18 protein-coding genes are annotated in these 21,975 nt (G+C 51.8%); 8 read left to right on the top strand and 10 right to left on the bottom strand.

Annotated features, from left to right (window positions below; translation table 11 throughout):
* Positions 1–153: 153 nt before the first annotated feature.
* From HRH59_RS05260 to HRH59_RS05235, 6 genes are read right to left on the bottom strand one after another with little or no spacing between them, the layout of a single operon-like run.
* Complete coding sequence (locus HRH59_RS05260) at positions 154–1,815, bottom strand: BatD family protein (RefSeq protein ID WP_173500231.1); 1,662 nt, start codon at positions 1,813–1,815, stop codon at positions 154–156.
* Positions 1,809–3,626: a VWA domain-containing protein gene (locus HRH59_RS05255; RefSeq protein WP_173500230.1), complete on the bottom strand. Its 1,818-nt coding sequence runs from the start codon at positions 3,624–3,626 to the stop codon at positions 1,809–1,811. Before HRH59_RS05255 ends, HRH59_RS05260 begins: the two co-directional genes overlap by 7 nt.
* Entirely contained in the window at positions 3,616–4,608 is a 993-nt protein-coding gene (locus tag HRH59_RS05250; protein ID WP_173500229.1) for a vWA domain-containing protein, read from the bottom strand. The genes HRH59_RS05255 and HRH59_RS05250 overlap by 11 nt, the downstream gene beginning before the upstream one ends.
* Positions 4,601–5,080: a DUF4381 family protein gene (locus HRH59_RS05245; protein ID WP_173500228.1), complete on the bottom strand. Its 480-nt coding sequence runs from the start codon at positions 5,078–5,080 to the stop codon at positions 4,601–4,603. Before HRH59_RS05245 ends, HRH59_RS05250 begins: the two co-directional genes overlap by 8 nt.
* Positions 5,073–6,008, bottom strand: a complete 936-nt coding sequence (locus tag HRH59_RS05240; protein ID WP_231702402.1) for a DUF58 domain-containing protein — start codon at positions 6,006–6,008, stop codon at positions 5,073–5,075. The genes HRH59_RS05245 and HRH59_RS05240 overlap by 8 nt, the downstream gene beginning before the upstream one ends.
* A 10-nt stretch (positions 6,009–6,018) precedes the next feature.
* A complete protein-coding gene (locus tag HRH59_RS05235; RefSeq protein WP_173500226.1) occupies positions 6,019–6,972 on the bottom strand; it encodes an AAA family ATPase in 954 nt (317 codons plus the stop codon).
* Between the two features lie 199 nt (positions 6,973–7,171).
* Here HRH59_RS05235 and fadI point away from each other — a divergent pair, with 199 nt between their 5' ends.
* The 3 genes from fadI (at position 7,172) to HRH59_RS05220 (ending at position 10,916) form a co-directional block, all read left to right on the top strand.
* Positions 7,172–8,482, top strand: a complete 1,311-nt coding sequence (fadI, locus tag HRH59_RS05230; RefSeq protein ID WP_173500225.1) for an acetyl-CoA C-acyltransferase FadI — start codon at positions 7,172–7,174, stop codon at positions 8,480–8,482.
* On the top strand, positions 8,482–10,611 hold the full coding sequence (gene fadJ / locus HRH59_RS05225) for a fatty acid oxidation complex subunit alpha FadJ (RefSeq protein ID WP_173500224.1): 2,130 nt from the start codon (positions 8,482–8,484) through the stop codon (positions 10,609–10,611). The genes fadI and fadJ overlap by 1 nt, the downstream gene beginning before the upstream one ends.
* A 107-nt stretch (positions 10,612–10,718) precedes the next feature.
* On the top strand, positions 10,719–10,916 hold the full coding sequence (locus HRH59_RS05220) for a hypothetical protein (protein WP_173500223.1): 198 nt from the start codon (positions 10,719–10,721) through the stop codon (positions 10,914–10,916).
* Between the two features lie 26 nt (positions 10,917–10,942).
* On the opposite strand, the gene hdfR is transcribed toward HRH59_RS05220, so the two are convergent.
* The gene (gene hdfR, locus HRH59_RS05215; protein WP_173500222.1) at positions 10,943–11,803 is read right to left on the bottom strand and encodes an HTH-type transcriptional regulator HdfR; all 861 of its coding nucleotides are present in this window, start codon (positions 11,801–11,803) and stop codon (positions 10,943–10,945) included.
* A gap of 129 nt (positions 11,804–11,932) precedes the next feature.
* Between hdfR and maoP the strand changes: the two genes are divergently transcribed.
* Positions 11,933–12,280, top strand: a complete 348-nt coding sequence (maoP, locus tag HRH59_RS05210; protein ID WP_173500221.1) for a DUF413 domain-containing protein — start codon at positions 11,933–11,935, stop codon at positions 12,278–12,280.
* 59 nt (positions 12,281–12,339) lie between these two features.
* On the opposite strand, the gene HRH59_RS05205 is transcribed toward maoP, so the two are convergent.
* A complete protein-coding gene (locus HRH59_RS05205) occupies positions 12,340–14,589 on the bottom strand; it encodes a putative bifunctional diguanylate cyclase/phosphodiesterase (RefSeq protein ID WP_173500220.1) in 2,250 nt (749 codons plus the stop codon).
* Positions 14,590–14,623: 34 nt separating this feature from the next.
* Positions 14,624–17,419, bottom strand: a complete 2,796-nt coding sequence (locus tag HRH59_RS05200) for an insulinase family protein (RefSeq protein WP_173500219.1) — start codon at positions 17,417–17,419, stop codon at positions 14,624–14,626.
* Between the two features lie 205 nt (positions 17,420–17,624).
* Here HRH59_RS05200 and sixA point away from each other — a divergent pair, with 205 nt between their 5' ends.
* Entirely contained in the window at positions 17,625–18,113 is a 489-nt protein-coding gene (gene sixA, locus HRH59_RS05195) for a phosphohistidine phosphatase SixA (RefSeq protein WP_173500218.1), read from the top strand.
* Positions 18,114–18,115: 2 nt separating this feature from the next.
* Here sixA and smrB read toward each other — a convergent pair whose 3' ends face one another.
* Entirely contained in the window at positions 18,116–18,658 is a 543-nt protein-coding gene (gene smrB, locus HRH59_RS05190) for an endonuclease SmrB (RefSeq protein ID WP_173500217.1), read from the bottom strand.
* 53 nt (positions 18,659–18,711) lie between these two features.
* Here smrB and prmB point away from each other — a divergent pair, with 53 nt between their 5' ends.
* Genes prmB through HRH59_RS05175 form a run of 3 tightly spaced genes read left to right on the top strand, consistent with a single transcriptional unit; the run spans position 18,712 to position 21,950 of the window.
* Positions 18,712–19,662: a 50S ribosomal protein L3 N(5)-glutamine methyltransferase gene (prmB, locus tag HRH59_RS05185; RefSeq protein ID WP_173500216.1), complete on the top strand. Its 951-nt coding sequence runs from the start codon at positions 18,712–18,714 to the stop codon at positions 19,660–19,662.
* Between the two features lie 18 nt (positions 19,663–19,680).
* The gene (gene aroC / locus HRH59_RS05180; protein WP_173500215.1) at positions 19,681–20,784 is read left to right on the top strand and encodes a chorismate synthase; all 1,104 of its coding nucleotides are present in this window, start codon (positions 19,681–19,683) and stop codon (positions 20,782–20,784) included.
* Positions 20,785–20,792: 8 nt separating this feature from the next.
* Positions 20,793–21,950, top strand: coding sequence for an MFS transporter (locus tag HRH59_RS05175; RefSeq protein WP_173500214.1), 1,158 nt, complete (start codon positions 20,793–20,795; stop codon positions 21,948–21,950).
* Positions 21,951–21,975: the final 25 nt, after the last annotated feature.

Below are 21,975 nucleotides of genomic sequence, written 5' to 3'. Positions count from 1 at the left end.
CCAAAAACCGGTATAAAAAAATACCCGACACAGGTCAGGTACATAAATATCAGAGTCATGCTAACAAGTTGCGCAGATGGTTACCAGCGCTTCACGCCGGGTTTGCGCCGACAACGTCCTCAACAGCGTTTGCCGGCGCAATAATGCAGCCGTTTAAGTGGGGTAGAGTGGCGACAAGGTTGACGCTTGTTTACTGTTGGCGGCGCTGGGTTGGTGTTGTAACCATTTTTGCCAGAAATCCGCGCCTTGCCAACTGCTATCACTGTTGGCATATAGCGCAGCATTGAGCTGCTCAAGCTCCGGTTTCAGCCCTGCAAAGCCCGGTAGGGCCGCAATTTCGCTTAACGAACTGCAGCGTTGGTCCAACTGTTGATGAGCAAAACGCAGCAGTTCCGCTTTGGCCTGTGCCGCATCGTTGCGCTGGCAAACTTGCTTCAGCTTTGTACTGTTAAATGTAACCCGGCTGGCAGTTGTTACGGCCGGTTGCGAAGCCGGACGCCGTTGCCACAGCCACCAGGCGCTTAACAATGTTACTAACCATAGTGCCAGCAATATACTGCTGATATGGTTCCAACGCCAATTACTGTTATCAGGCTCTGCCGGTGTCAGGTTAACATCGGGCAACGGCTGCACTGTAATCTCATTGACAGGTTGGTTTGCCGCCGCTTCTACGGTTAGCGTGCGGGCCGGTAGGGTTGCCATGGCCAGCTGATTGGTCTGGCTGTTCCACCACGGCAGCTGTACTTCAGGTAGTTCCAGTTCACCGCTTTTATTGGCAATAACGGCGGTAGTGAAAATCTTTTGCGCTACCAGCCGGCCGTTGCGTTCAGCGCTTTTCGCCTGTGGCTGTTCCTGATACAGCCGCAGGCCTTCAGGGAAGCCCTGTGTTAATTCCGGCAATTGGTTCTCTGCTACGTCTACTGCCGACAGGGTAATGGTGCGGGTGACCGGCTCACCTTGTTTAAGTGTGGTGATGTCCGGGCTCCATTCTTCATTTAAGGTGACTAAGCCTGCCACCAACCAATTACCGGGGAAATCTTCCGGTACAGGGCTGACGGTGATATCAATGGCTTCAGCTTGTTGCACCACTGTTTTGGTGCGGGCGAAATAGTTATAACGTGCATTATCGCGGTCAATCATTTCACCGCTGAAGGTTGGCGGGGCAATAGTAAAGTTGCCACTGCGCTGCGGGGTAATGGCATAGCGACGCGTAATAGTGCGGTAGCGTATACCGTTGACCAATTCAGTGCCTTCGCTGTCCTGGCCAACCTGCTGAATATCAGCGCCGTCCAATTGCGGCTCTGACAGCGAGCCACGTTGCAACTCACCGTCAAAGTAGATGGTTACCTGATAATAACTCAGTTGTTGCACATACAGTTGTGGTTGGTCGATGCGGCTTTGTAAAAACAGTTCGCGGCTTTTGCTTGAGGCGCCGGCACCTGCGGCAGCTTGAGTGGCATCCAGCACCTGTAGTTGGATAGGTTTGGTGCTTAGCCCCTGCAATGAAAACGCCGGAATGGTAAAGTCGCCGCTGCGCTTGGGTAGCAGTACCACTTTCCAGCTGGTGCTTTGGCTGGCATTGCCGTTAATAATTCTGGTGCTTTGGCTGACAGACGGCACCATCACGGTAAAGTCCTGCTCTAATACGCGAAAGTTAAAGGCGTCTGCAGCTGCCCGGGTATCGGCCTGCACTTCCAATGTGATGGACTCACCGCGCAGCGCCGGGTTTTTGTCTACCGTAGCCGTTAACTGAGTCAGGGCCTGCAGCGGTAAACACAGCAGCAATGCGGCAAGCAGCAAAATACGGGTTACCATTGTTGCTCAACTCCCTTAGGTAAACGTTGTTGTTGGCGTTTTAAATACTCGAGATACATTTTATTGCGCAGCAATAATGCCGGGTCATCCTGCACTTTGCGCAGCAAATTATCCAGCTGCTGCTGCTCTTCCGGTGTGGCGTTGGGCCAGGCTTCTTTGATGGCTTGCAGTTGTTGCTCTTCAGTCGCGCCGTCTTCCTGCTCAGTCTCTGTTACCGGTTGTGGTGCCTGTTGCTCAGTCTCTGTTGGTTCAGCGGGTTGCTCCCCGCTTTGCTGTTGGGCGTCGCTTTGGTTTTCACTGTTACTGTTACTGTTACTGTCACTTTCGCTTTCGCTCTGGCTATCATTGTCGCCCGGCTCGTCGCTTTGTGATTCGCCGTCAGCGTTTTGATGTTGCTGATTATCTTTTTGCCCGCTGTTTTGTTGCTGTTCTTGCTTCTGCTGTTGCAACAACTGCTGCATCAGATTGGCATTTTGTTCGGCGTTGCTAAAGTCTTTATCGTGCTGTAAGGCTTGCTGATAAGCGGCTAAGGCCTCTTCATAGCGTTGTTGTTGTGCCAGGGCATTACCGAGGTTGTGCAGCGCATCCGCGCCCGGGGTTTGCTCTGCAGCACGGCGAAAGGCTTGTTCGGCACCGACATAGTCACCGCTGCGATAAGCAGCATTGCCTTGCCATAACGGATCGGCAAATTTTTGCTGTGCGGCACTGTAATCACCGGCGGCATAATCTTGTTTCGCCTGTTGTTGCCTGGTTTGCCACAGGTCGCGCCATTCAACAGCATCGGCCGATAGAGGCAGCAGCAATAACACGCCGACACTGAGTAAGCTGCTGTATTTGCGTTGCAGCAGCAACAGCGGTAGCAGCAACCACACCAGATACACAGCGTTATCCTGCCATTGATCGCCCTGAATTTGCTTTGTTTCATCTTTGCTGTTCAACGCGGACAGTGGCGGCAGTTGCAGAATATCGGCCAGTGCATCACCGCCGATACCGGCTTTGCGGTAAATGCCACCACCTTTGGTCAGGCCTGCCAGTTGTTGGTGCGGTACTTTGGGGATCACCACGGCGCCTTGCGCATTCTTTAACAGCTCACCGCTTTCCAGTGTAACAGGCGCTCCATCGTCGCTGCCAAAACCCATTATGGATAAGCGGTGCGGCCAATTGTTCAGCACATCCCTAATCTGCCTGAGGCTGTTGTTATCAAAGCCATCGGTAAATACCACCACGTCGCCTTGCGGATAACCGGCCTGGCGTAATAATTTGTCGGCCTGTTGCAGTGCAGAGGCTAAGTCTGAGCCTTGGGCCGGCATAATCTCCGGCTTTAAATCGGGGATCAGCAAGCGGATATTGTTGTGATCCGGTGTGAGCGGTGAAATAACAAAGGCATCGCCGGCAAAGCTCAGCAAAGCCAATTCGCCTTCTTTTAACTGCTCAGTAAAGTCCAGTGCAGCAAAGCGCAACTGTGTCAGCCGGTCTGGTGCCATATCGGTTGCCCGCATCGACAATGACATATCCAGTACCAGCACCGTGGCTTTTTTTAATGCAAAAGCCGGTTGCGGCAACTTTTGCCAAGCGGGACCGGCCAGGGCCAGTGTGGCCAGCAACCAACACAGCAGTAACAAGGGTAAGGCAAAGGGTTGTTTTTTCAGCAGCATCTGCCCACCCAGTAACACGCCCTGCAGATGCGGCGCAATAAGGGTATGCCACGGGCTCTGGTCGCGGCGGTAGTAGTACAGCAGGGCGCTGAGCACCAGCACCGGTACTAATGCCAGTAACCACCATGGTCGTAAAAAATGAAAATCAGCCAGCATGTTTCACCACTTTGCGCCAATGCACTTGTTGTGCAGCCATAACAAAAGACAGTAGCAGGGCTAACCCTAACGGCCAGTGCAGCAAGCTGCTTTGTGGCCGGTAAGTTACGCTGTCGCGTTCAATCGGTTCCAGCTGGTCGATTAACTGATAAATCTGATTTAGTTCGTTTAAGTCGCGGGCGCGGAAATACCGGCCGCCGGTGTCTTCTGCCAATTGGGTCAGTAAGCGTTCGTCCAGGTCTTGTGACGGGTTAATGGTGCGCCGGCCCAGGATGCTTTGTTGGATCATTTGTTCAGCACCGACACCCACGGTATGAATTTTAACTCCGGCAGCTTTAGCCAGTTGCAGCGCTTCCAGTGGCTGAATATTACCGGCGGTATTGGCGCCGTCACTGAGTAAAATCAAAACTTTATTCGAGCTTTCATAGGTGTTCAGTCGTTTTACCGCCAAACCTATAGCTTCGCCGATGGCGGTGCGGGTGCCGACTAAGCGCAGTACGCTGTCATCAAGCATTTTTTGCACGGTGACCAAATCAAACGTCAGTGGTGTTTGCTGATAAGCTGCATCGGCAAATAAAATCAGCCCGATACGGTCGCCCTGGCGGCGGGTAATAAAGTCGCTTATTACCAGCTTTACTGCATCCAGCCGGTTTATGCTCTGGTTTTGGTACTGCATATCGGCTATTTCCATCGAGCCGGATAAATCCAGCGCCAGCATCAGATCACGGCCCTGCTGCGGCAGGGTTACCGGCTCGCCCATCCAGCGCGGCTGCATAGCGGCCAGTACCAGCATTAACCAGATCAGGGCGGCCGGCACAGCGCGCAGGCTAAACCGGCTGTGCTGAGTTTGTTGCTCAGATGAGGCCAGTTTTGCCAGTGCCGGCAGGGTAAGAGCGGTCTCTGAGGCGGCTTGTCGTTTCAGCCGTAACAACAACGGCACCAGTGCCAGCAGGGCCAGCCACGGATAACCAAAATCAAGCATGGGCCGCCTCCGTATTATCTGCTAAGGCAGGGGCGTTAGCGCGATATTGTGCCAGCCAGGCTTTGGCAAACTGGTAAAATTGCTCAGTGGCGTCACTGTCGTTATCCGCGCGGTACAACAAGCTGGTTAAATCCGGTAGCGGCGCACTGTGTTGTGTCGCCAGCCATGTTTGCCATTGCTGTGTTGGCAGGCTGAGCGCCGGGTGCGCCGGTTGATAATGCTGCAGTACACGCTTGATTAACTGATTAATGCTTATGGCTGCGCCTGGCCTGGCCCATAGCTGCCCCAGCATCTGCTGCGCCTGGCGCTTGGCGGCAAAATATCGCCAACGTGAATAAAGCCGCACCAGCAGGTAAACCAATGCTGCTAAAAGCACGCCTGCCAGCAACCACCATATTGGTGCTAACGCGAAGTTCAGCTGTAAGGCCGGTTCACTGATGTCGGCCAGTTGCGCTAACGCTGTATCAGCCATACCACTTTCTCTCTAATTGGCTAAGTACCGGCTCGGCCGCGCTAACGGGCAACCATTTGCAACCAAGCTGGCTGATATGTTGTTTCAGTTGTTGCTGCTGCGTTTGCTGTTGACTGGCATAACGCTGGCGCAGGGCAGTGCTGTCCAGTTCAATATAACCGGTGTGCCGGCCGTCGCTTACGGCAGCTACGCCACTGCTGAATGCCGGCAGCATTAAATCTAACGGATCGGTTACGGGACAGCAGGTAACTTCGTTATGTTGGCGTATCGCGCGGATATGGCGCAGGCCATCGTCAGTAAAGCCGGCAAAATCGGATAAAATGTACACCAGGCTGCCGGGGCGCACCAAACGGCGTAACTGGCTTAACGCGTCATTCAGGCTAAGGCCACGGCTTCCTTGTATGGTGTGCTGCACCTCAGTCAGGGCATGAAAATAGCGTAATACACCGTGGCTGCGACTTTGCGGCTTTAGCTCAAAATGTTGCTGTTGGCTGAACACCAAACCACCGAGTTTGTCGCCGCGTTGTTTTACATGCCAGGCAATTAACGCGGCTAAATGCGCCGCCTGCACTGACTTAAACAGCAAGGCCGAGCCAAACTGCATACTGCTGCCAAGATCGGTAAGAATAAATACCGGCCGCTCTTTCTCTTCGCGAAACAGCTTGGTATGCACTTTACCGGTGCGGGCAGTTACCCGCCAGTCGATGGTGCGCACATCATCACCGGTTTGGTAATGCCGTACTTCATCAAACTCCATGCCGCGGCCTTTGCTTTTCGCCAGATAAGTGCCGGCCAGCTTGCTGTGAATGGGCATGCGCGGGGTTAAATCCAGTACCTTAGTATAGCGCTGATACCACAACAACTCACTCAGGCCTAAGCTAACGCCGTCAGCCCCGCTTTGTTCAAGCCAGCCAGGTTCAAACCGCATGTTGTCCATATCAGGCAGACGGCACCAGGCGCAGAATTTCGCTCAGCACATCATCAGTGCTGATACCTTCAGCTTCAGCTGCATAGGTAAGGATTAAACGGTGGCGCAGCGCATTATGAAACACCGCCTGAATATCATCCGGTGTGACAAAGTCGCGACCGGCCAACCAGGCTTTGGCCCGTGCACAGCGCTCTACCGCGATAGTGGCACGCGGGCTGGCGCCATAACCAATCCAGGAGGCCAGTTTGCTGCTGTAGGCCGCGGCATTCCGCGTCGCCATAATCAGCTGTACAATGTATTGCTCGAGGCTGTCAGCCATATGCAGTTGTAATATGGCTTTACGGGCAGCAAAAATATCTGCCTGGCTAATCGGTGATACAGCCGCTTGTGTACCTGCCAAAGCTTCACCACGGGTAAGCTGTAATATTGCCAACTCGGTGGCGGCATCGGGGTAATCGACTTTTAAATGCAGTAAAAACCGGTCCAGCTGTGCTTCGGGCAGCGGGTAGGTGCCTTCTTGCTCCAGCGGGTTTTGTGTTGCCATCACTAAGAATAATTCCGGCAGCGGGTAAGTATTGCGTCCTACGGTAACTTGTTTTTCTGCCATGGCTTCCAGCAATGCTGATTGCACTTTAGCAGGGGCGCGGTTAATTTCATCCGCCAGAATAATATGGTGAAACAGCGGACCGCTTTGAAATTCAAACTGGCCGGTTTCCGGACGGTAGATGTCGGTACCGGTTAAATCGGCCGGTAACAGATCCGGCGTAAACTGAATACGGTGAAACCTGCCCTCAACGCCATGAGCTAAAGCATTGACTGCACGGGTTTTCGCTAAACCCGGCGGGCCCTCAACCAATAAGTGGCCGTTTGCCAGCAATGCCAGTAGTATACCTTCAGTAAGTTCGGATTGTCCCAGTACCTGACTGTCGAGATAGGCTTTTAAGCCACTGAACGCGTTCACCATAATATTATCAGTCTTAATTAGTTGGATTTATTGGTTGTTTTATCGCCATATACCGTAAAAACGGTCCAGGCTAAGACGTTATAACCTATATAAGGTTCCGTTTGCATTAAAACAAGTGTTTTAATTTTCAACGACTGTCGTTACAATCGGCCACAATAATACAGGTCTGACCTGTAATTTTGATAACAAGAGGAACACTATGAGCTCGCCAATTAACCTAAGCACCCGCCAGGGCGATCGTATCGCCATTGTCTCCGGTTTGCGTACACCCTTTGCTAAACAAGCTACTGAATTTCATGGTGTATCAGCGCTGGATTTAGGCAAGCTGGTGGTAAACGAATTGCTGATAAGAAGCGAGCTGGACGCCAAATTAATTGAACAACTGGTGTTTGGCCAGGTGGTACAAATGCCGGAAGCGCCGAACATTGCCCGCGAAATCGTGTTGGGTACCGGCATGAATGTACACACCGATGCCTACAGCGTTACCCGCGCTTGTGCTACCAGCTTCCAGTCGGTGGTAAGTGTGGCAGAATCGATGATGGCCGGTATTACTCAGATTGGTGTTGCCGGTGGTGCGGATTCCAGCTCTGTGTTGCCTATCGGTGTCAGTAAAAAGCTGGCGCGGGCCCTGGTCGATTTAAACAAAGCCCGCACTTTCGGCCAGAAGCTGGCGATTTTCCGCCGGCTGGGATTAAAAGATTTACTGCCGGTACCACCGGCGGTGGCGGAGTACAGCACCGGCTTGTCTATGGGCGACACTGCAGAGCAAATGGCGAAAACGCATGGTATCAGCCGTGCCGACCAGGATGCGCTGGCGCACCGTTCGCACACCTTAGCCACTCAGGCATGGCAAAGCGGCGTAATGGCGGCTGAAGTTATGACCGCACATGTTGAGCCTTACTCACGCTTTTTAGATATCGACAATAACATCCGTCAGGACTCGAAATTAGAGTCTTACGCCAAACTCAAACCGGTGTTTGACCGTGTGCACGGCAGTGTTACCGCCGCCAATGCCACGCCGTTAACCGATGGCGCCTCGGCAGTGTTAATGATGACAGAAAGCCGCGCCAAGGCGCTGGGTTATACGCCACTGGGCTATATCCGCAGCTATGCTTTTGCCGCTATAGACGTGTATGACGATATGTTAATGGGGCCGTCTTATGCCACGCCGATCGCACTGGATCGTGCCGGTATGTCTCTAAATGATCTCACCCTGATTGAAATGCACGAAGCCTTTGCTGCGCAAACCCTGGCTAACGTAAAAATGTTTGCCAGCAAAAAGTTTGCTGCAGAAAAGTTAGGCCGCAGTAGTGCTATCGGCGATATTGATATGGCCAAATTTAACGTGCAGGGCGGTTCTTTAGCTTACGGCCATCCGTTTGCTGCTACCGGCACGCGGTTAATCGTGCAAACCTTAAATGAATTAAAACGCCGTGGTGGCGGTATTGGTTTAACCACCGCTTGCGCCGCCGGTGGTTTAGGTGCAGCTATGATAGTGGAGACAGAATAATGAGCAGCAAAACGTTTAATTTACAGGTACGGGATGATCAGGTCGGCGTTATCACTATGGATATTGCCGGCGAGTCGATGAACGTATTAAAAGCCGCTTTTGCTGACGAGATTGCCGCACTGTTAGCCGAAATTAATGCCAATACGGCGCTTAAAGGGCTGGTGTTTATCAGTGGTAAGCCGGACTCGTTTATCGCCGGTGCCGACATTTCTATGCTCGACGGCTGTAAAACTGCTGACGAAGCCGCAGCTATCGGCCGCATGGGCCAGCAAATGTTCGACCGCTTAGAGCAGCTGGCTATTCCTTTGGTGGCGGCTATTCATGGCCCGTGCCTGGGCGGTGGCTTAGAGCTGGCGATGGCATGTCATGCCCGTGTAGCCAGCTCAGACAACAAAACCGTATTAGGTTTGCCGGAAGTGCAGCTGGGTTTACTGCCGGGTAGCGGCGGCACCCAGCGTTTGCCGCGTTTGGTGGGCTTGCAAAAAGCGCTGGATATGATATTGACCGGCAAGCAATTGCGTGCGGCGCAGGCGAAAAAAGCCGGGCTGGTCGATGAAGTCGTACCGCAAAGTATTTTATTAGAAGCCGCGGTAAAGCGGGCGTTAAAAGGCAAGCCACAGCGTGAAGCAGCCAAGCTGAATATGGTGGGTAAAGTGCTGGAGCGTACCGGTTTTGGCCGTAATGTACTGTTTAGCCAGGCGCGCAAGCAAACGCTGAAAAAAACGCAGGGTAACTATCCGGCACCGCTGAAAATTCTCGATGTGATTAAAGCCGGTGTTGATAATGGCATTCGTGCCGGTCTGGAGGCTGAAGCCAAAGCTTTTGGTGAGCTGTGTATGACAAAAGAATCTGCGGCGCTGCGCAGCTTATTCTTCGCCACCACCCAGATGAAAAAAGAAACCGGTGCCGGTGATACCAAGCCAAATAAAGTACGCAAGGCCGCGGTGCTGGGCGGTGGTTTGATGGGCGGCGGTATTGCCAATGTTACGGCAACTAAAGCCGGCATACCGGTGCGGATAAAGGATATAAATGCACAGGGCATCAGCAATGCGCTGAAATACAGCTACTCGCTGCTGGAAAAAAAGTTTAAGCGCCGTTTTATCAGCAAAGCAGACATGCAAAAACAATTGCTGTTAATCACCGGCACCACCGATTACAGCGGTTTTCATGACGCCGATATCGTGGTGGAAGCGGTATTTGAAGATTTAGCCTTAAAACAACAAATGGTGGCGGATATTGAGCAGCACTGTAATGAAAATACCGTATTTGCCAGTAATACCAGCTCTTTGCCAATCGGCCAAATTGCCGCTAAAGCGGCGCGGCCACAAAATGTCATTGGCCTGCACTACTTTTCACCGGTGGATAAAATGCCATTGGTAGAAGTTATTGCGCACGAGACCACTTCGGCGCAAACCATCGCCACCACGGTAGCATTTGCCCGTAAACAGGGTAAAACACCGATAGTGGTAAAAGACGGCGCCGGTTTTTACGTTAACCGCATTTTGGCGCTGTATATGAATGAAGCGGCCAATATTCTGCTGGAAGGCGAGCCGGTAGAAAAAATCGACAAGGCGCTGGTGAAGTTTGGTTTCCCTGTCGGGCCGGTGACATTGCTTGATGAGGTTGGCATAGATGTGGGCGCAAAAATTTCGCCCATTTTGGCTAACGAACTGGGTGAGCGTTTTGTCGCGCCGGCGGCGTTTGACAAGCTGTTAGCTGATGGCCGCAAAGGTAAGAAGACAGAGAAAGGCTTCTACCGTTATGGCAAAAACGTGAAAAAAGGCCAAAAAGTGGTGGATGACAGTGTGTATGCCGTACTGGGCGTAACACCTGCACCACGGCTGAACCGTGATGAGATCAGCAGCCGCTGTATGGTGCAAATGCTGAACGAAGCCGCACGCTGCCTGGAGGAGGGCATTATTGCCTCAGCACGCGACGGTGATATCGGTGCCATCTTTGGTATCGGTTTCCCGCCGTTCCTTGGCGGGCCGTTCCGTTATATCGATCAATTGGGTGCGGCTGAATTAGTTGCGCAGCTGCGCAATCTGCAAAGCCGCTTTGGCGAGCGCTTTGAGCCGGCAGCCTTGTTGGTCAGCATGGCAGAGCAGCAACAAAAGTTTTATCCGTAACGGCGTTTGCCCGCTTGCAGGGGTTAAATTCAACTAACGGTTAACAGTAATCCTTGTCACAGGCCGGTATAATTACCGGCCTTTGTTGTTATTTAAGAGGACATCCCGTGTTTGTGTTACCTGTAGTGTGGCTGCTGACGGCCGCAGGTATTTATATCGCCGCGCTGCGTTGTGGCATGAAAGCGCTGAAATGGGCGCTGGCAGCGTTATTCACCGGCCCCTTACTGTTGCCGTTATTCAACAGCCACAAGCGCTTACTGCTAAGCCGGGTGCGTGGCCGTAATGCGGTATTATTCCGGCCCTGATGGCTCAGTGCTGTTAACCGGTGCGCTTATTTAGCACTGCTGTGCAGCAAGCTGCGTAACCGCGTAACAATATCGCTGATCCGGTTGCGCTGCGCCGCCTTAGGCAAAGACACGGCAAACAGCTCACGCGTCATTACCGGTGCATCTTTAATTAAGCGTAAACCGTTATCGGCCAGCAAACTGCTTACCATGGTTTCGGGCAAGTAGGCTGAGCCACCGCTTTGCTGCATCAGTTCTAATGCAATCCGGGCGCTGCCGGTGCGTAAATAGGGCGGGGCTAAATCAGGAAAGCAGCGCGCATGTTGAATATCAAAAGCGGTACCCCAGTCAACGAGGATATATTGCCGGCGCATGGCTTCTGCGGCGCTGCTGTCGCTGAAAGTGGTTACCGGTAACAGTTTTATATCACCCAGTTTATCAATTTGCATTTCATCTACTTTGGGTGCATCAAACAGAATAGCCAGGTCCAGATGCCGCTCCAGTACCTGGCGGGCTATTTGATCTTTACCCATAGATTCTGCCCGCCATGATAAGCCCGGCAAGGCTTGTTGAATGTTGATAAAGCCCTGTAATAAAAACGCATCCCATACGTTAGCTGTGGCAGCAACAGCCAATTGCACGGCCTGGTCGGCACTAACCGCAACATCTTGTTTGGCGCGTTGCAAGGCCGTTAGCATGGCTTCTGCATGCGGTAGCAGGCGCTCGCCGGCGGCCGTTAACTGAATATTATTGCGATAGCGGCTAAACAGGTTAACGCCAAGTTGCTGCTCCAGCTGACGAATACGAAAGCTGACAGCAGACTGTGTCAGGTAGAGATTTTCGGCTGCTTTACCAAAATGCCTTGTACGCTGAACTTCTATAAAGGTTTTGAGCAGTTCGGTATCCAAATCGAATCCTTGAGTATATTTATGGTGTCGATAAAAAATATTTGTTTTACGACAGGAATTTTGTTAACCATACTCCGCACAGTTTAAACAGGCTGGCTTGATATTCAACGAGATTAGAGGAAAAAAGTGATGCAGCAAAGTTTTGTCGCTAACCGTCGCTTTTTCGATGACCGTAATTTCCCCAAAGGATTTACGCGGTCCGGGCGCTTTACTCTGGCAGAAGGTAATATGCTGGAGAAACATGGGGTGGCAATGCAGGATCTGGAGCAGGGTAGTCGTGCCCCGGTGAATGATGAAGAAAAACGCTTTTTACTGGTGTGTAAAGGTGAAGAGCCTGCTACCACAGCCTATGAAAAAACCTGGCTGAAGTATAAACAACGGTTAGCTGAGAAACGTAAGTTTCATACGGTATTTGGCAAGAAACGCATTGCTGATGGCAGTGACGATTTCTCTTACGTCGAAACCGATTCCGACTAACCAAAAGCCCCTGTACAGGGGCTTTTTTGTCGCTGCTGTATCGCCGCTAAGCTGTGGCGTTACAGTATTGCCGGTACGGCTGCCAGTTTAGTGCGCTGCTGCTTTTGTTGTTGCAGGAATTGATAAAATTGCGCCCCAGACAGCGGCTTGCTATAGAAGTACCCCTGCATTACGTCACAGCGTAACTTGCGTAACATGTCCAGTTGCTCCTGCTGTTCTACCCCTTCAGCTACTACGTTCAGGCTTAAGTTGTGCGCAATAGTCACTATGGTATCCACCATATTGCGGCCACGGGCAGTATTCATGTCGTCAATAAAGGCCTTGTCGATTTTTAACGTGTTAAGCGGAAATTGCTTTAAATAAGCCAGTGAGGAGTAGCCGGTACCAAAATCATCCATCGCCAGATGAATGCCGCGTGCGCGCAGTTTTTTCATGGTTTCAATAGCCTGCGGCGGCGATTGCATAACGGTGCCTTCGGTAATTTCTAATTCCAGATGGTACGACGGTAATTCGGTTTGCTGTAAGGTGTCGTCTATCTGCTCACATAAAAACGGCAGACTGAATTGGTGTGAAGACAAATTTACCGCCACCCGGCCGTGGAATAAGCCCTGATCTATCCATTGTTTTACATCGCGGCAGGCTTTGCGCAGTACCACCTCACCAATTTCGATGATCTGGCCGGTTTCTTCTGCTACCGGAATAAAAATAGCCGGGCTTATTACGCCGCCTTTGGGGGTAATAAAGCGCACCAGCGCTTCCATACCGACTAACTGGCCGCTGACAATATCCATTTTCGGCTGATAGTACACGGCAAAATAATCTTCTTTTAAACCGTGGCGGATCAGGTTTTCAATTTGCAGCCGCTTTACCGCTTGCTTGTTCATTGAGTCATTAAAAAACAGATAGCGGTTGGCACCCTGGCTTTTGGCATGATACATAGCGGTGTCGGCGTTACGCAGCAGTGCCTGGGGATCGGCGCCGTCATCCGGAAATAGCACTATACCGATGCTGCTGGTGATGGCCAGCTCGTGCTGGTTTACCTGCATCGGCTGGTTAATCAGGCCTAACAGTTCTTTGGCCAGGGTAGTAATAAAGTGCAGATCGTTGGTTTGATCCAGCAACACCGCAAATTCATCGCCGCCCAGGCGATACAGTTTATCGCGGTAGCGGCTATAGCTGCTCAGCCGCTGTGATAATGCCAGCAGTAAACTGTCACCCAGCTCATGGCCTAATGAGTCATTAATCTTTTTAAAGTTGTCTAAATCAAACACCAGCAGCGCATGCTCGGTGTTAGTTTGCACCAGCCTGGCCAGTTGTTGCATAAACACCGCGCGGTTGGGTAAACCGGTTAAGGTGTCACTGCTGGCCAACCGGCTGAGTTCTGCTTCACGTTGTTTACGTTCGGTAATGTCGGAAAACACCGCAACATACTGGCTGATATTGCCCTGTTCATCTTTGATCTGGTCAAACGTCAGCCCGGCCTGATAAATATCACCATTGTGACGTTGCTCGCGGATCTCGCCGCTCCAACTACCGTTTTGCTGCAAACTGCGGCGAATATCATGCATAAACGCGATAGGGTACAGTGTCAGTTCAAAGCGTTGTTGCAGCACCTGCTGGCGCTGCTTGCCGGTTAGGGTGCTAAAGGCAGGGTTTACTTCAATAATGTTGAAGTCGGTGTCACAAATGACAACCGCATCGGAAATATTTTGCAAGCAACGGGCAAACAACTGCAGTTGCTCTTCAGTCTGCTTCAGTTGATGGATATTTTTCAGGGTTCCGGTCATCCGGCTGGGTTTGCCGTCTGCGGCAAACGCCACGGCCTTACCACGGTCCAGTACCCAGGTCCAGTTGCTGTCGGTGGTTTTTAAGCGGTAAGTGGCTTCAAAGTGTGCGGTTTTGCCGTCGAGATGGTCTTGCAGCAACTGCGCCACCCTGGCTAAATCCTGTGGGTGAATATGTTGTTGGTTGGGTGGAAAGTCAGACGATTGCGGCACCGGCGCCAACGGATTTTGCCATGAACTGGAGCGATACAGCTCACCGCTGCTGATTTTCCAGTCCCACAGTTCATCACCACTGCCCCATAGCGACAAGCGTAAGCGCTCTTCACTGTGCTCCAGCCGGGTTTGATAGCGGCGCATTTTAACAATACTTACATGGGCCAACATTAATGCCGCAAAAGAACACAGCAACACTGTCGTTAAGACGTAGGGTTGCAAAGTGTCCCAGCCATCAGCGTAAAGGCCAAAAGGCAAAATGCCCAACAGTACAGCACTGATTATTATTATTATTTTTTGTTTTAGTGTCACTTATAACAGCTACTAAGCAATAAGAGACTCCACGTTATATAACTTTATCGGTACTGTCAAAAGCAATTTTAGTTTGCCGCAGCCGTTGCTTTAAACCGGCAGCGTTGCTGAATTGCAAATGGCTGTGCTGTGGCTTGCCGTCGGTGGCGAGGAAAATTGCATCATAGTTTGGCAGTAACAGCTGCTGCAGGAAGGCGATAAAGTGTTGTAATGTCAATTGGCGTAAGGCTTCTGCTATCTGCTCATTTAAAGCAAAGCTGTAGTCTTGTTGGCCCAGCGCTAACCAGTAGCGCTTGGCGCGGGCGCCTAAACTGTTGTCGCGCTCATGCAGCTGTGCCAGTAAACCTTGTTTTATTTCGGTAAATTCAGCGGCACTCAGCATTTCTGTATCAGCCAGAAAACTGCGGAAAAACATGACTGTGGCTTCATATAACTGTTCACAACCGGCGTTGGGTGACTGCACGTAAAACGCCATGCCGGGCAAGGTATTAATCGGCACATAGCCGGTGCCGACCAAATAACCCAGCTGTTGCTCTGTGCGCAGTTGGTGGAAGTATTCCGGTGACAATACATGATTAGCCAGCATAAACAGCGCCATATCATGTGCTTTGGCTTGCTGCGCCGGCAGATAAATGACCAGTGCATGGTCGCTGTGTTCGACATCCAGTTGCAGCCAAACCGGGCCTTGTCCCTGCAGTTTAAAGGCGGGGTTTGTCAGTTGTGGTCCGCTGCTGTGCAGTTGCGCTTGCCAATCCTGCAGTATGCCGGTGAGTTGCCCGGCATGCGCGACTGACCAGTTGCCCAGCAGCAGGCTCTCAATATGCACCTGCTGCAGCAAATTTTGCTGAAACTGCATAAATTGCGCAAAGCTCAGTTGCTCCAGTGCGTCGGCCAATTGGTCAATTTCCGGATTAAGCGGCTGTAGCAGGGCAGACAGTTGGCTGAACAAGCGCGCCACCGGCTTGTTTTTGCTGCTGTTGTGCCAGTGCCGGCTAAGCTGGCGTTTCAGCTCGGCAAAACGCGGCTCAGTAAATTGCTGTTGCAACAATTGTTGTAATAATTCCTGTAGTAATAACAGCTGGTTGGTTGCCAGGCCGCTGGTATGCAGACTGATCCCCTGACGCTGCACATGCAGGTTGTACATCAGGCCAATGGTGGTGGCGGCATAAAACTGCTGGTTAATATTATCCTGAAACAACTCTACCCACAGCCTGGTGGCCGCCAGTTGCCGGCAATCGCCGATACTGTTTGGCAGGCTCAGTTGCACAAATATATGACCTTTGGGGCTGGCAAAATCGGTGTCGGCTTTGTACCAAACACTCAGGCCCGCATCGTAATGCACCCGCTGCGGCGCCTGCATATGCTCTGCAGGCGACAACAAGCGTATATCACCGTCGAGATAAGGGTTTGGCTGTGGCAGCTGAATTGGCTCTGCCGCTTTGGTGTTGTTCAGTTGTTGCAGTAACGCCGCTGGCAGCGGCGAGATGCTGTAAGGCGTATGATACCAGCGCGCTTCACGGTCGGTGGCCACTTGCGGCGCTATCAGCATCAGGCGCATATTATGGCTGTTGAAATAGCCCAGTATTTGCTGATACAGGGCTTCATCCGGCAATTCCATCCGGTAGTCACCGAAAATAACATCCTGTATCGGGTAGTGCTGCATACTTACCGACAAATGGTTGGCGGTTTGTAATGCCGTCGACGGCTCCTGATACAAATAAGCCCAGTGCAATAATTTCTGCCGCTCAGCAAACAGAGGCTGCGGCAAGGGTTGCTGTTTTAAACCGGCTATAGCGCTGAACAGCGCCTGTAAAATGGCATCACGCTGTTGCAGGCCACTGTCGGTTAATTCAAAGGCCACGGTAAAGTCTTTATAATTGCTGCCGTCTATACCACCGCCGGCACTAAGCTGATTAACCAGGCCTTGTTGTTTAAGATAACTCAGTAATGAGCCGTGGCCTTCGTCACCCAATAAATGCGCGATAAAGCTGATTAATTTATGCCGGTACCAGCGCTGAATATCCGGCATAGCAAAACTCACCACTAATTTTTGTGTATGGCGGTGTGGCTGAATATTCAGCTGAATGGCTTGGTGCTCAGGCAGATACAGCGGTACGGTTAACGGCGTTTTGGCCGGTAAATGTGCCGGCAGGGCAGAAAACTGTGCAGCCACCAGTTGCTGTTGCTCTGCCAGGCTTAACGGTGATACCAGACACAGTGTCATGCGGCTGGCGCTGTATTGTTGCTGAAAAAAGTCTTGCAGTGCCTGCTGCAGGGTGCCTTCTGCAGTATCGGCCAGGGTACTGAGGTTGCCGACAGAAAATTTGGCAAACGGATGTGCCGGGTTAATGCTTTCTTTATGTGCCTGATAAATGCGCCGGCCGTCGTCTTTTAATTTCAGTGAAAATTCGGCTTCAATGGCGTGGCGTTCTTTTTCGACATAGTCACTGCTAAAAAGCGGTTGGCTGAACATGTCAGCAAACCGGGCTAAGGCTTCGGTAAAAAATGCCGTATCGATATCAAAGAAAAAGCTGCTGTGCTCAGTACCGGTCCAGGCGTTGTGGCTGCCGCCGTGATGATTGATAAACTGCTGGTAATCGCCGGCTTGCGGGTAATTTTTTGAACCCAAAAACAACATATGCTCTAAAAAGTGCGCCAAGCCTTCACGCGGCAGCGGATCATCGAAGTGGCCGACGTTTACCGTCAATGCTGCTGCACTTTTTTCTACGTCTGCCTGGTGGACTAATAGCACTGCCAGCCCGTTCGTCAATGTCAGATACTGATAGTGCCGATGATCGTTAGGGCTTTGCAAAATTTGACTATTTTCCAATCTGATTACCTTTTTAGGCTATGGTTAAGCGGGCAGACAACAGCAGTGTCATAGCGATAAGTAATAAACAGCTTATGTGTTATGCGTTATTGGCAGTTACTCTTAGCGGCAACTTTCATTATCATAGCGCACAATTTTTACTCGGCGTAATCTTATCTGCCCACATCAGTTAACAGGGAAGCTTGAGCAGTATGGTGTCTATTTAATGGTAAATCTCGTTATCATGCGTCACGGTGAAGCAGAGCCGATGTCAGCACACGACAGTCAACGGCAGCTTACCGCCAGAGGCCGGCATGAAGTAAACCAGATGGCACTGTGGTTGCAGCAACACTATGCAGCCTTTGACCTGATATGGGTTAGCCCCTATTTACGTACCCGGCAAACGGCTGAGCTTATGTTAGCCAGGCAAGCGCCGTTTAGCCAGTTGGAGATTATTCCGGAGCTGGTGCCTGAAGGCGATGCCGCGTTATTTAAATCTTATTTCGATGCCCGTATCAGTGAAAAGCCGGATGCTAAAGTGTTGCTGGTGTCACACATGCCGCTGGTGAGTTTTTTAACAGAAGCTTTTACGTTGCAAGGCCAGGCGCCGGTGTTTACTACCGCACAGCTGGCTTGCATTGATTACCGGCCGGGGCAGGGGGGGCGTTTGTTAGAGCGTTTGTCACCGCAAGAGCTGGCGCTGTTAAGTTTTTAAGCTTAAGCGGCGGTTTTTAATAGCAACAGCAAAGCACCGTGCTTACCCCAGCTTTTCGGTGCGGTATGGAATGCCCGCACATTTGGGTGCTGAATAAGCCAGTTCGGCACTTTTTTCGCTAAAATGCCCAGGCCTTTGCCATGCACCACGCAGGCACAATTAAATTGTTGTTTTTCGCAGTAGGCCAGTAAGCCGGCCAATTCAATTTTGGCCTCGCGGGTGGTCATGCCGTGCAAGTCCAGTACCACTGCCGGCTGCACTTCGCCGCGGCGCAAGCGCCCTGCCAAATGTGGATCATCACCGCTTTGTACCCAGCTCAGGTTGGCACCGTCGGCGACATAACCCTCGAATTCATCCGAGAACCAGAACAAATTTTCATCAAGCTGTTTGCTTGAGACGTCTGTACGTCTTTTTTTCTTGCGGGGGGGCGCAACTGGCGGTATCTTGTCCTGCGCAATAGGCTGTGCGCCCGTTATCGACTGGCGAAACAGCTGGCTGTCTTCGGCACTGATGCCGGTTGATGCTACACTAACTTTCTTTTGCATGGCGCAAGTCTACTTAAACTGACCGGTTATTACAAAAAGAGCTTAAATCCATCATGTCCGACACTGGCGAAAATCTGTTTACCTCTGAGCTGATCAGCGAGGCCCTCGCTGAACTCTTTACTGTGCACGACTGGCTGCGGTTCGCGGTCAGCAAGTTAAATCAGGCGCAAGTGTACCTTGGCCATGGCACTGATAACCCCTGGGATGAAGCGGCAGCGCTGCTTTGCCATGTGTTGCATTTGCCACCGCTAACCGATGAAAAACTGTTTACGGTAAGGTTAACCCACAGCGAGCGGCAAGATTTTGTTCACCTGTTACAACAGCGCATTGAGCAGCGCCTGCCGGCAGCCTATTTAACCCATCAGGCCTATTTTGCCGGTTTACCGTTTTATGTGGATGAGCGGGTATTAGTGCCACGTTCACCTATTGCTGAACTTATCAGCGCCAAGTTTAATCGCCAGCTGCAGGGTAAAACACCGGCACATATTCTGGATTTATGCACCGGCTCCGGCTGTATCGCTATTGCCTGTGCTTATGCGTTTACAGATGCAGAAATTGACGCTGTTGATATCAGTGAAGATGCTTTAGAAGTCGCGCAGTTAAATATTGAAAGCCATGGCCTGGAACACCGGGTGTTTCCGATCTTATCAGATGGCTACAGTGCTTTGACCGGCGCGCAGTACGACTTAATTGTCACTAACCCGCCGTATGTCGATGCTGACGATATGGCCGATTTACCCGACGAGTACCGCCACGAACCTGAGCTGGGGCTGGCATCCGGCGAAGATGGTTTGGCACTGACGCGGCATATTTTGCGCGAAGCGGCCGCGCATTTAACCGATGGCGGCGTGCTGGTCTGTGAAGTAGGCAACAGCATGGTGCAACTGCAGCAGGATTATCCCGACGTGGCGTTTGACTGGCTGGAGTTTTCGCATGGTGGCATCGGCGTATTTGCCATTACTAAAGCCGAACTGCAACGTTGTCAGCATTTATTTAAAGCCTAACAAGATTAAGGAGTAGCTATGGCCGGTAACAGCATAGGGCAATTGTTTAAAGTCACCACGTTTGGCGAAAGCCATGGCCCGGCCATTGGTGGTATTGTTGATGGTTGCCCGCCCGGCATGGCCTTAACAGCAGAAGATTTACAGCTGGACTTAGACCGGCGTAAACCCGGTACGTCGCGCTACACCACAGCACGGCGCGAAGAAGATGCGGTAAAAATTCTGTCCGGCGTATTTGAAGACACAACTACCGGCGCCAGCATTGGTTTGCTGATAGAAAATACCGATCAGCGCTCGCAAGATTATTCCAATATTAAAGAGCAGTTTCGCCCGGGCCATGCCGATTACACCTATTGGCATAAATTCGGTATCCGTGATTACCGTGGCGGTGGTCGCTCGTCGGCACGGGAAACTGCGGTGCGGGTAGCGGCCGGCGCTATTGCTAAAAAATACCTGTTTGAGCAATGTGGCATCGAAATTCGCGGCTATTTGGCCCAGTTGGGCCCGGTGAAAGCGGACTTAGTTAGCTGGGATGAAGTTCATAACAACCCGTTCTTCTGCCCGGATCCGTCTAAGCTGGAAGCGCTGGACGAGTATATGCGTCAGCTGAAAAAAGACGGTGACTCAGTCGGTGCCCGCGTCAATGTGGTGGCAACCAATATGCCGGTAGGTTGGGGCGAGCCGGTGTTTGACCGGCTGGATGCCGATATTGCCCACGCCATGATGAGTATTAACGCGGTAAAAGCGGTAGAGATTGGTGATGGCTTTGCTGTGGTAGAGCAGCGCGGTTCAACCCACCGTGATGAATTAACGCCGCAGGGCTTTAGCGCTAACCATGCCGGCGGCACCCTGGGGGGGATTTCTTCCGGTCAGGATCTGCTGGTCAGTATGGCACTTAAGCCCACCTCCAGTATCAGTATTCCCGGCAAAAGCATTAATACCCGCGGCGAAGTGATAGATATTGTCACCAAAGGCCGGCACGACCCCTGTGTTGGTATTCGCGCTGTGCCCATTGCTGAAGCCATGCTGGCAATCGTATTGATGGATCATTATTTGCGCCACCGCGCGCAAAATATGCATGTGCAGGTCACCACGCCTGACATTGCCCGTAACAGCAGAGATTAACCCGCCGTATGTTCAGTATCTCCGCCCGGCCAGCCTTAGTGCTGGCTTATTTTACTTATTTTGGTGTGCTGGGCATCTTTGTGCCGTATTTCGGCCTGTTTCTCGATGGCCGCGGCTTAAACTCGGCCGATATCGGCCTGCTGCTGGCCATTGTTACTGCCAGCCGGATTGTCGGGCCTTCGGTGTGGGCCTTGGTAGCAGAGCGCAGCGGTAAGCCGCTTACCGTGATGCGTGTTGGCGCGCTGCTGGCGGCCATCGGCTGGCTCAGCAGTTTTGCCGATTACGGCTTTTGGCCGCTGCTTTGTGGTTTTGCCTTGTTCAGCTTTTTCTGGACCGCTATTTTGCCGCAGTTAGAAGTGTCGGCATTTGCATTTTTAAATGACGACACCCGTGCCTATGGCCGCATACGTACCGCCGGCAGCGTGGGTTATATCGTATTGGTTATGCTCGGCGGTTGGCTGTTTGAGCGCTATGGCAGCGAGTTTTTGCCCTTATCGGCACTGTTGTTTTTGTTGTTGTTACTGGCCAGCTTATTTTTATTGCCGAAAGTCAGTGTCAGCGCTGAACTGAGTACTGCAACGGTGCCGTTTAGCAAGTTGATTAAAAACAGCGTATTGCTGCGCTTTATGCTGGCGGCTTTATTATTGCAAATGAGCTTTGCACCGTTTTATGGCTTTTTCACCCTGTACAGCCGTGATCTGGGCTATAGCGGTACGCAAACCGGGCTGTTTATCGGCCTGGCCGTAGCCGCTGAAATCCTGGCGTTCTATTTTGCCGGCAGTTTAATGCGTAACCGCAGCTACCGCTTGTTGTTAAGTGTGTGCTACGGCTTAACCGTGCTGCGCTGGTCTTTGCTGGCAGGCATGGCAGACAATGTCTGGTGGCTGTGCTTTAGCATGTTGCTGCATGCCGGTAGTTTCGCTATTGCTCACAGTTGTGCCATGCAGTTTATCCAGCAGTTTTTTCCGAAAAAACTGCGCAGCCGTGGCCAGGCCATGTATGCCGGCGTGATCTTCGGTGGAGGCGGCGCCATTGGTGCCTATTTCTCCGGTGTATTATGGCAAAACGGCAACGGCGCGGCGTTAACCTTCAGTATCGCCGCGCTGCTGGCACTGGCCGCAACCCTGCTGGCACTCACTTTGCCGGGCATTAAACGGCCGGCGTAGCTTTAAACCCGCACAGGTTTTGCCC

Source organism: Rheinheimera lutimaris (assembly GCF_013283795.1).
GTDB lineage: Bacteria > Pseudomonadota > Gammaproteobacteria > Enterobacterales > Alteromonadaceae > Alishewanella > Alishewanella lutimaris.
This window is presented reverse-complemented; position numbering and strand designations above follow the sequence as displayed.